General features: G+C 50.4%; 8 protein-coding genes. 1 reads left to right on the forward strand and 7 read right to left on the reverse strand.

Features of this window, described 5'->3' with window-relative positions; all coding sequences use genetic code 11:
• Nucleotides 1–373 precede the first annotated feature (373 nt).
• Entirely contained in the window at nucleotides 374–1,273 is a 900-nt protein-coding gene (locus R70331_RS25185) for a LysR family transcriptional regulator (protein ID WP_042180375.1), read from the forward strand.
• Between the two features lie 96 nt (nucleotides 1,274–1,369).
• Here the strand turns inward: R70331_RS25185 and R70331_RS25190 are convergent, their stop codons facing one another.
• The 7 genes from R70331_RS25190 to R70331_RS25220 form a co-directional block, all read right to left on the reverse strand.
• On the reverse strand, nucleotides 1,370–3,019 hold the full coding sequence (locus tag R70331_RS25190; protein WP_042180377.1) for a type 2 periplasmic-binding domain-containing protein: 1,650 nt from the start codon (nucleotides 3,017–3,019) through the stop codon (nucleotides 1,370–1,372).
• A gap of 57 nt (nucleotides 3,020–3,076) precedes the next feature.
• Nucleotides 3,077–3,976 carry a carbohydrate ABC transporter permease gene (locus R70331_RS25195; protein WP_042180380.1) on the reverse strand — a complete coding sequence of 300 codons (900 nt, stop codon included), beginning with the start codon at nucleotides 3,974–3,976 and terminating at the stop codon, nucleotides 3,077–3,079.
• A 14-nt stretch (nucleotides 3,977–3,990) separates the two neighbouring features.
• Nucleotides 3,991–4,947, reverse strand: a complete 957-nt coding sequence (locus tag R70331_RS25200; protein ID WP_042180383.1) for an ABC transporter permease — start codon at nucleotides 4,945–4,947, stop codon at nucleotides 3,991–3,993.
• Nucleotides 4,948–5,196: 249 nt separating this feature from the next.
• A complete protein-coding gene (locus R70331_RS25205; RefSeq protein ID WP_042180385.1) occupies nucleotides 5,197–7,464 on the reverse strand; it encodes an AraC family transcriptional regulator in 2,268 nt (755 codons plus the stop codon).
• A 47-nt stretch (nucleotides 7,465–7,511) separates the two neighbouring features.
• A complete protein-coding gene (locus R70331_RS25210; RefSeq protein ID WP_042180388.1) occupies nucleotides 7,512–8,615 on the reverse strand; it encodes a rhamnogalacturonan acetylesterase in 1,104 nt (367 codons plus the stop codon).
• A gap of 272 nt (nucleotides 8,616–8,887) precedes the next feature.
• On the reverse strand, nucleotides 8,888–9,556 hold the full coding sequence (locus tag R70331_RS25215; protein ID WP_042183224.1) for a potassium channel family protein: 669 nt from the start codon (nucleotides 9,554–9,556) through the stop codon (nucleotides 8,888–8,890).
• Between the two features lie 15 nt (nucleotides 9,557–9,571).
• The gene (locus R70331_RS25220) at nucleotides 9,572–10,939 is read right to left on the reverse strand and encodes a TrkH family potassium uptake protein (RefSeq protein WP_042180391.1); all 1,368 of its coding nucleotides are present in this window, start codon (nucleotides 10,937–10,939) and stop codon (nucleotides 9,572–9,574) included.
• Nucleotides 10,940–11,113 lie beyond the last annotated feature (174 nt).

Consider the following 11,113-nt stretch of genomic DNA (forward strand, 5'->3'; position numbering starts at 1 on the left):
ACAGTTGAAACAGGGGAAGGAAGGCCTTATCAGCTCGCCAGACATCTATTTTCACCGCTATCCATTGTTTTCCCGGACTTTGCTCTAACATTCACAATATGTGAATATCTTGTGTCACTTTTTATGTTACTCTTTTTTGTCTTATAAGGGAATTGCAATCTAATTATTAAACGTTATACAATAAATGCATAAGAATATTTTTAATATGATAATAATTCTCATTTAGAACCTTGGTTTCCTGGTTTAATCCGCTTTTTCAGATGTTGGATCGTCTTTTCCCGGCAGCTATGCTATGAGCATTATCACATTCATCCATAGACAATGAGCGTAAAGTATCAGCATTACCATAGATTGGTCAAAGGAGAACCCCCTTATGTTCGATGATTTGGACATTTTTGCTGCGGTTGTAGAGCATTCCAGCCTCAACCGGGCCTCGCGCCAGCTTAATCTCTCACAGCCTGCCCTCTCCCGCAAAATCTCGAAGCTGGAGGAACGCCTCGGCGTATCCCTGTTCAACCGGTTCGGCAAGCGGCTGGAGCTGACTGAGGTCGGACGCCTTACTTATACTTATGCACTTGAGCAGCGGCTGCAGCGCTCCAAATTCCTTGAGGCCCTGTCCAAATTCAAGGAAGGTGAGCCGCAGCTCGTTACCCTGGGAGCCAGCCTCACCACCCTGCAGACGACACTGCCGCCGCTTGTGAACGCCTACATGGAGAAATATCCGGCTGCCGAGCTGAAGCTAATTACCGGCCGGACGCATGAGATTGTATCCTCCGTCAGTGAAGGCCGGAGCGATGTCGGTATCGTTGCCTCCTCCATCCAGGAGCCGGGCCTGCGCTGCATTCCACTGTTCGAGGACCAGCTCAGGCTGGTCGTCTCCGAGCACCATCCCCTGACCCTGAGTGCAAAGCTGACGATGGATGATCTCAGCCGGCTGCCGATGATTCTATTCTCTAAGGGAACCTGGTACCGCCGTATGACTGACGAGCTGTTCCAGCGCTGCGGCACCGACCCTGATGTACGGATGGAGATCGACTCCTTCGAGGCCATCGTGCGGCTGCTGCCGACAATTAAGGCCGCTGCACTTCTGCCGAAATCATACCTGCGTCCGGAGCTGCTGAACGGCGGCGGACTAGTCTCCCTGCACATCAAAGAGCTGGAGCAGACCCAGCGCACCACCTGCCTCATTTACCCGGGCAACGGCGGACTGAGCACAGCTTCGCGCTGCCTTGTACAGGTTACAGAGGAAGTGTTCCTGACAGACCAGGAATGAACAGCAAATCCCCGGCAGGCTTCCATATTACTATGGAATGTCCCGCCGGGGATGTTTTTATCCGTACGGCTGTTCAGTTATACAGGTGCATCCGGATTAACGGAACTGGCCCGCATCAATTGCTTTTTGCTTCTCATCAAGGATTTCCTGGTAGCCTGCATTCAGGTAGGTTTTCTTCGCTGCTTCATAGTTGGCATCGAAGTCAGCTTCAGGAGCCAGTACAATCTTCACATAGAGTTCCTGGAAAAGGGTGTTGAGATCTGCTTTGTATTCGTTTACCTTCTCAAGAACAGTTGTGAACATAGCATCCGGTGTACGGTATTCAGCTACTTCGTTGTAGTACTTCACCAGATCATCAGCCAGATATTCATAGCCGGCAGGTGACCAGTTGCGCAGGTTCGCTTTGAGTGTCTTTTCAGGCTCAGGGTATTGCGCAATTTCTGTTACAAGACCCCAGTAGTCTTTATTGTTGTTCTGGGACAGGACAGATTCGCCTTTGTAATCCGGGTTCTTAACAGCGATACCTTCTGCGTCAAGCGTGTAGTTCTCGCCTTCAATACCGTTCTGGAATTTGAACAGATTCTCCGGCTGGCTCAGCCATTCCAGGTACATCCAGACTGCAGCGCGTTCTTCATCGGAGGTTTCATAGTTAATCCCCATGATGAAGCCGAACGGCCAGTAGGCACGGCCTTGAGGCTGCTTGCCTTCCGGAACACCTGCAAACGGAGGCACGATAGCAAACTCAGCGTTAGGGTCATTGGCCAGCGTCGCGGAAATAACATCCGTATTGTTGGTCAGATAGAGTCCAAAAGTACCTGTTTTGCCGGAAACGAACTCCGATTTGATTTTTTGCTCGTCAGTGCGCAGATAGAATTCTTTATCAATGAGGCCGTTATTGTACTGATAGTTCATATTGCGCAGCCACAGCTCTGTATCCTTAGTAGTAAAGTCAGCTACGCTCAGATCAGAATACAGCGCACGATACTTGGCGTCGATTGGCCAGTCACGGAAGGCATAGTTATAGTTGAAGCTATTGGCTGTCAAGCTGCCCCCGGTTACACCGAGTCCGGCTTCTTTCCATTTTCCGAGCATCTCGTTGTACTTCTCAAGGGAAGTCAGATCCTCAACCTTCATGCCCACCTTCTCTACCCAGTCTTTGCGGATAAGGGTAGTGAAGTTATCAGCTTCCGGACGGGCAGCGTAGAAGAAAATATTCTTGTCGTCTACAATACCATACTGCTTGATGGTCTCACCCATACTGCCCCAATAAGTCGGTGCATAATTCTCAATTTCAGCCCAGTCCAGCGGCTGCATAACATCCTCACCATAGTAAGTAAGCGCTTGCGGCATATCGTAGTGGAAGATAATATCAGGAGCTTTGTGCGATGCCAGCAGCTGCTCATAGTCAATGACTTCACTCTTGCGGGTAATCGGAATAAAGTTAACATCAATGTTGTATTTGTCACCGAACTCTGCCTGCACCCAGCGGGTGTAGTAGTTATCCGTAACATTCCAGCCTTCGAACGCACGCTCATAGACCGGGATATCAAGCGAAACCTTGTCTTTGAAGCCTTGTGAATAGTCCGGGTATTTCCCTTCAGCTGCAGCATTTGTAGCTGCTGCTGTCTCTGCAGGGCTGTTAGTGGCTGCGGCGTTCTGTTTATTGTTGTTGCCGGAGCATCCGGCCAGCATACCGGCCGTCATGACCGAGGCCATCAATAATGATACATACCCTTTTTTGTTCATCGCAATTCCCCCAATTATAGTTTTCGTATTGAAGTAGTACTGCTGTGGAACATATACTTACTCTTTGACTGCTCCGAGCATAACACCCTGTACAAAGTATTTCTGGACGAAGGGATATACGCAGAGAATAGGCAAAGTAGCAAACACAACAACAGATGCTTTCAGCACTTCAGGATTACTGAGTGTGACCGTGGTTGCTTCCAGCTGGAAGCTTTCACTGGCCTGAATTACCAGATAGTACAGCTTAAGCTGCAGCGGCCGCAGATCGGTCGCATGCTTGATATAGAACAACGCGTCCTGATAAGCATTCCAGCGTCCAACCGCGAAGAAAAGGGACAGCGTCGCGATAATCGGCTTAGAGAGCGGAATCACTATATTCCAGAGAATCCGGAAGTGCCCGGCGCCGTCAATCCGTGCAGATTCTTCCAGGCTGACAGGAATACTGCTCGTCAGAGAGGTCTTCATGATCAGCAGGTTAAAAACACTGAAGGAGAGCGGCAGAACCAGCGACCAGATCGTATCCATCAGCCCCAGATTGTTAATGTTCATGTAATCCGGGATAATGCCTCCGCTGAAATACATCGTGAACAGGAAGATGAAGGTGATGACCCGGCGGCCTTTGAACTGGGCTCTTGACAACGGATAGGCTGCGCAGATCGTCAGGACCATCCCCAGAATAGTGAACAGCACCGTTACAATAACTGAGATGTACAAAGACCGGAGAATACTGGCGTCGGCAAAAATTTTGAAGTACGCATCCAGAGTGAAGCCTTTAGGCCACAGAAAAACTTTATTGGCTATAACATAGGAATCAGAGCTTAGTGATTTGGAGGCCACATGCACGAACGGCAGCAGGCACACCAGCGAAGCAACGACCAGGCCGAATTTAATCAGCAGATCATAGATATCAATACGCCATTTGCCTGATGCGGCAGGACTTACGGTTGATGCTTTCATGGTTCCTCTCCTTTCTATAGGATTCCATCCTCGCCAAGCTTCTTGGCTACCCGGTCAGCTGATACTACAAGGATGATTCCGATTACGGACTGGAACAGCCCGATCGCCGTCGCCCGGCTAAAGTTGCCGGATTCAATTCCCCAGCGGTATACGAGAACCGGTATGGTGGTTGTAAATTCAGTAGTCGCCTTATTCTGCAGGGACCAGATCCGCTCAAATGAGCCGTCCATGACTTTCCCCAGACTCATAATCAGCAGGGTTACAATGGTTGCCCGGATGGATGGAATGGTAATATTCCATACCTTTCTCCAGCGTCCGGCCCCGTCAACGGTTGCTGCCTCATACATTTCGGGATTGATGCCGCTGATTGCAGCCAGATAGATGATTGTTCCCCAGCCCATACTGTGCCATACGCCGATGGCCAGATAGCTGATCAGCCAGTTTGTATCCTCCTGAAGGAACGGCACCCTGGTTCCGCCCATCAATTCAATGAGATTATTAACGGCACCGCTTCCTTCGCTAAGCAGCTGATAGGCGATTGCTCCGATAATAACCCATGACAGAAAGTGGGGCAGATACAGCAGCGTCTGGTTGACCCGTTTGAACTTGACGCTCTTCACTTCATTCAGCATCAGCGCCAGGATAATCGGCATCGTGAAGCTGAATAGAAGGTCTAGCACATTGAGCAGCAGCGTATTGCGGACAGCCCGTGTGAAATCAGGCTTGGAGAAGATCTGCTGGAAGATTTCGAAGCCTACCCATTCACTGCCCCAGAAGCCTCTGGCAATTTTGTAGTCTTTAAAAGCGATTACAAGCCCGGTCATCGGCAGGTATTTGAAAACGATTACAAAAGCTAGCGGAAACAATACCAGCAGATACAGCTGCCAGTCACGGCGCAAGTAATAGAGCGGCCCGTATTTTTTTCTTAATAAAAGGGCCTGATTGGTTTGTGAAGCGCTTGCAGCTTTCAAAGTCTCACCCCCTGCAACATTTTATCTTGTGTCCGGCTGTGTGATCCGGTGTGAATCCAATGTATCCCGATTATCCGGTTTTGAAAATCATGAGTATTGATGATTCCCATCAAATTTGATTAGAGCGCGGTATTATCAGCTTTTGCTGCTTGTTCATAATCAAATATGATAGGCATTCCCAAAAATAAAACGCTTTCATTATGGCTATAAGCAAAGAAAAACCGCCGGCTGGCGGCCCCGAGAGGGCTCCTAGGAGCCCTTGCTCTTGGCCGACTTGTAGCTGCTCGGCGGCATACCTTCATATTTGCGGAAGAAGCGGTTGAAGCTCTGCAGATTATAGTATCCTACCTCTGCAGCAATCTGCTTAATCGTCAGATCGGTGTCCAGCAGCAGCTCCTTGGCCTTTTCAATGCGTAGCTGGTTAAGGAAATCGATCATGCTTTTACCGGTCTGCTCATATACAATTTTGCGCATATAGGAGTAGCTGATCCCGATTTCTTTTGCCATATCCTCGAATACAATTTCTTCACGATAATGTTCCTTTAGATATTGAAAGATCCGTTCCCCGTGATTTGTTTCGCCGGTGCTGTGATCCAGGCTCTGGACGATCTCCCGGAACATCTCGTGCAGATACTCCTCAAGCTCCTCCAGCGTATCCATTGCAGCCAGAATACTGTAGATGTTACCCTTCCCGACAATCATTCTTCCGGTTCCGATATGATTCTCGCGCAAATGCTTGATCGTCGCGCCCATCAGCTGGTGATAAATGAACATGATATTATCATACGAGATATTGTCTTCTGCGCTGATCTGGCTGCGGATATTCTGCAGCTCTTTAAAGATCCCGTCCAGATTGCCGGCATCCAGGAAATTGAGAATCCGCCGTTCGCTGCAGTCAAAGTCGATATATTTGCGGCTGTGCTCCTCTTCATCCTCCCAGTACATAATGCTTCCGGCCCCGTTGATCATCCGCTGCTTTATCAGCTCCATTGCTTCAAACAGCCGCTCGGCCACCACTTCAGGTGCATCCGCCACATCGCTTACTCCGATTGTAACCGTATGCTCCAGCAGCGCAAGCGATTCATCACGGATCTTTTCCAGCGCCTGATGGATAGTCTCCCTGCCTGCCTCATCCTCATCCGGGGCAAAATTCAGCACGATGACAATACAGCCGTCATTATGATAGACAGAGCTGGCCAGAATCCCCTGCGGGAACAGGCTTTCAAACTTGGTGTTAAGCAGATAGCGGTGGTAGCTGCGTGTCTCCACATTGGTATTACCGATATACACCCTGTAACGGTCGATCGAGACTACGGCTATCCGGTAATAGGCTTCAGGGAACATCTCGGTAATCCGCGGCGGAATTTCTCCGCGCAGCAGACGGTGAACTGCAAGGCTCCGGGTATCCTGCTCACGCTCCTGCAGCAGCTGGAACAGGCTCTCCTCCTCCTCCTGCATCCGCTTGAAGGCCATGTCCAGAAAGGCAAGCTCATTTTTGTTGACGACTTCCAGATCACTCTTGGAGCGTATGGTCCGCACCAGCTGCCTCAGCGGCCGTGACAGCCAGGTAGCAAAAAAGAGCGCAAGAACGGTTCCGAGCAAAATAATGGCACCGGTCAGCAGAATAATATTCCCCTGCATATCCCTGGAATCGGCCATCATCTCATCCAGTGAGCTCCAGCTGACATTCCACCATCCGGATAACGCCGATCCGGTCCAGGCATAAACCATCCGCTTGCCGTCAAGCTCGCGTAACGCATAGCCTTCATTTATATTCTGATTCAGCAATTCACGGAGAAACGGCAGCTCATATCCGTCTGACAGCAGCAGTAATTTGTCATTGAAGGAAATCACCCTGCCATCGGAGTCCAGCAGCAGATTATTGCTGTTACCCACCTCTGTAGCATTCAGGTATTTGAAGATCTGGCTCTCCTTCATATTCACTACGACAATTCCGTGGGTGTTGGAGGACAGCCGGTTAAGCGGATACACATAGGAGACGACATTCTCTCCGGTATCCAGCTTGCGCGGAACCCATACGCCACTGATTCCCCGCTGATCCTCAAGGGCTGCCGTCACCCAGTCCATCGCCTCATAGCGCTCCAGCTTCGTCACACTCTTGTCCGTAGAGACTACATAATCAGAGCCGTCCAGATAAAAGTATGAAGAAGCTACGCCGTCTATCCGGCGGTTCAGATTGAGCAGTTCGTTTGTTACAGCCTTGCCGCGGCTGTAATTATTAAAGCTGGAATTAATTTCGTCGTACGTCTCGAAGCTGCGTATCCCGTCAAAAACACTCGTTGCCGCGAGACGGGACGTGTCCTGGGCCAGATTAGCCATTGCATTTTCATTCAGCTTGCGGTTGGCATTAAGCCCGGCAAGCGTTGATTCCCCGATGGCTGCCTCTGAGTTCTCAATAATCTGCGACCCGCTGTACCAGGTAAGGATGGCTGTCGGAATAGCCATGATACAGAACAGAATTAACGCTAACTGCAGCATCATCGGTATTTTTTTCATAGTGCGCCCCCCTATAATCTCTAATCCCCATAGATGATCACAGCAAGCTATCTGAGGAACATAATGAGCTTCTGCAGCCCGAGCTCTCTGATTCCCTGAACCACCAGTTCAGCTATACGCAGACTGCCGCGCTCCTGGAAATGTGTATTGTCAACGGTACCGCCGGGATGATTCATCCATTCCCCCGGTGCTCCCCACAGAAAGATTGACTTGGTTGCTTCCGGTCCGGCTTCTTCAAACAGGATTCTGCTTTTCCCGGCCAGATCAATCAGCGGAACCTCTTTTTCCCCGGCCAGCTTTCTGACAGCCTCCAGATAAGCCCCATGTGTGTCTTCGAGCTTGCCGGAAGCATCAAAATACCGGCGGTGCACAGAGGTGACCAGCACAGGGATTGCCTGCTTGGCGCGCGCACCTTCAATATACTTGCACAGATACTCCGGATAAGTTGTCAGCGGGTCTGTATGACGCGCTTCATCCCATTTCTGGTCATTATGCCCGAACTGGATGAACAAATAATCGCCTTCCCTGATCTCGTCCAGGATCGGCTGAAGCCGGTTTTCCCCGATAAAGCTTTTGGAGCTGCGGCCTCCTACAGCATGATTGGCAACCGTGACATCATGCTTGAAAAAGTACTGGAGCATCTGCCCCCAGCCGGCGAACGGGAAGCCCTTCTCATCCCCGACATCCGTAACTGTCGAATCGCCGGCCAGATATACTGTAATCTGTTCGCTCGTCTTCGTAATTTCCAGCGCATTAATCCGCGGGGCAACACCGCCGAACCTGAGCTTCAGCTGGCCTCCCCGCACGTTCACACCGAACATTTCCCGTGACACTTGCCCGGTGACTGTACGGTAGTTGTTAAAGATCATTCTTTCTCCGTTAGTCTTGAGGGATGTGCAGGACGGCGCCGCCTCATCACCGGTCAGAATGGAAACAATATAATTACCATCTTCTACATCTGCCAGAAAAGCCGTATTAAAAGGGATAACAAAATCCCCGGTAAGCTGCTGCTCGCCCCGGATATGCTCCGTCACCTGTGATACATCTGTAAACCCATAGCCCTTGCCGGCCTCATAGCTGTCCGCAGCAGACACTTTGGTGAATCCTTCTGCCGCTTTCCCGGCGGGTCCGAAATCAAAACGCAAACTCATATTACATCCCCCTACTATAATTTAGATGAAATTTTAAACGCTTACAAGTTATATTGTGGAAAACACTGAACAATGGCTTGCTTACCGTTATTTTAACATTATAAGAATCAGTTAATATATAATTTTAGAGCGATTTTTCAAATAAATTTGCTAAAACAACTAAAACCCAATGAACATATACCACAAATGTTGGAAACAGACATCATACAGCGTAAAAAAACCCGGACAAGTCCGGGCCGGCTGTCTGCCTGAAAAGAACGGCTGATATGATATTATTCCGCGTTAACCGCCTCATCCTCAAACTCCTCAATGCTCGCGTTAGAGCCGATCACGACCATAATATCACCCTGGCTCACGTAATCATGTGCAGTCGGTGCAACAATTATCCCGTCCTTGCGGTTCAGGGCAATGATGCTGCAGCCGTATTTGGCCCTTGTGTTCAGCTCAGAGAGGCTTTTGCCGTCCATGCAGGCGGGTACCGTCAGCTCGACAACTTTGTAGTCCTTGGAAATTTCAATGTAATCCAGCAGATGGGGCGTGACCAGCTGATGCGCTACACGGATGCCCATATCCCTTTCCGGAAAAATAACCCGGTCTACCCCCAGCTTGGATAGCGCGCGGCCGTGCAGAATCGTAATTGCCTTGGCAACCACCTGCTTCACGCCCAGCTCCTTCAGCAGAATCGCCGTCAAAATGCTCCGCTCCATGTTATCCCCGATAGCCACAATACCGCAGTCAAAATTACGCACACCCAAGGAACGCATGATGTTCTCATCCGTTGCATCTGCCATAACGGCATGAGTCAGCTTCCCGCTCATCTCCTCCACACGCTCTTCCAGGTGGTCGATTCCGAGCACCTCATAGCCCATAGCCATCAGCTCCAGCGCCAGGCTGGAACCGAAGCGGCCAAGGCCGATCACAACAAACTGCTGTGCTTTCAACATTACTTTAACCCCTTATCCAATTATCATTTTACCTTCCGGATACTTATACAACGGCTTACCCTGTTTCGGACCCAGTGCATAGGCCAGCGTCAAAAGGCCGAGCCTTCCGGCAAACATCGTCAGGCAAAGCAGAATTTTGCCCGCATCTGTCAGCTCCGGTGTCACACCCATCGTCAGACCGACGGTCGCGAAAGCCGATGTTGTCTCAAACAGAATCATCAGAAACGGCCACCCTTCAGTAGTCGAGAGAATCATCGACACTGTGACAATCAGCAGTACAGCAAGCAGCGTAATAGTCAGCGCCTTGAAGACCCGCTCCTGGGCCAGCCGGTAACGGAACAGCACGATATCCTCCCGTCCGCGCAGCATGGAGACAACCGCCCCGATCATCAGCGTAAAGGTCGTCGTCTTAATCCCTCCGCCTGTTGAGCCCGGGGAAGCCCCGATGAACATCAGCATGACAATGAAGAATTGCGAAGCCTGGCGCATGCCGCCGATGTCTACCGTATTGGGTCCCGCTGTACGGGGCGCAACCGACTGGAAGAATGCAGCCCATATCTTGCCGCCGATATTCAGCGGGCCAAGCGTACGTGCATTCGTGAACTCAAATACAAAAATAACAGCCGCACCGGTCAGAATCAGCGCTGCGGTCATCGTCAGAACGACCTTGCTGTGCAGCAGCAGCCTGCGGGTCTTGCGGTAATCGATCAGATCCGCCATTACGATAAAGCCAATCCCGCCGGAGACAATGAGCAGCATGACAACCAGGTTAATTACCGGGTCACTGGCGTAAGCCGTAAGGCCGCGGTAATCCCTGAACAGATCAAATCCGGCATTATTAAACATCGATACGGCATGAAAGACACCGTAGTACAAAGCGCGGGCAAACGGCATATCCGCCGCCCATCGAAGTGTCAGCAGCACAGCACCGGCTGCCTCTATCACAAGTGAATACACCAGCACCTTGCGGATGAGCCGTACAATCCCCTCCATCGAGCTCTGATTCATCGCTTCCTGAAGAATCAGCCGGTCACGCAGCGAGATTCGCCGTCTCAGCAGCAGTGCGAACAGGGTGGCCATAGTCATAAAGCCGAGGCCGCCGATCTGCATCAGCACCAGGATAACCGTCTGGCCGAACAGGCTGAAGTAAGAGCCCGTATCCACCACCACCAGCCCGGTTACACAGGTTGCAGAGGTTGCGGTAAAGAGCGCATCTATGAATGTCAGAGAATGGCCGGATGTGCTGGAAAAGGGCAGCATCAGCAGCAGCGTTCCGACCAGGATGACTGCGGCAAAGCCAAGCACCAGAGTCTGGGGCGGGGACAGCTTAAGGAATTTGAATTCCGGAAATTTAGGAAACGGCGAAGCCAAGCGGCTCATCCTTTCACATGCTTCTTGTCAGCACAAAATTAATATTCATCCGATAAACATACAAATTATATACGTTATTGTCCAGCATCACAAAGCCTGATTTTTCGGCTGTGATCCATTTCTCTTGATATTGTATGGCGTGTAGTGGTACACTCCATTTATAAAGTGTATGACCTTTCCCCA

This window comes from Paenibacillus sp. FSL R7-0331, from assembly GCF_000758645.1.
Lineage (GTDB): Bacteria > Bacillota > Bacilli > Paenibacillales > Paenibacillaceae > Paenibacillus_AQ > Paenibacillus_AQ camerounensis.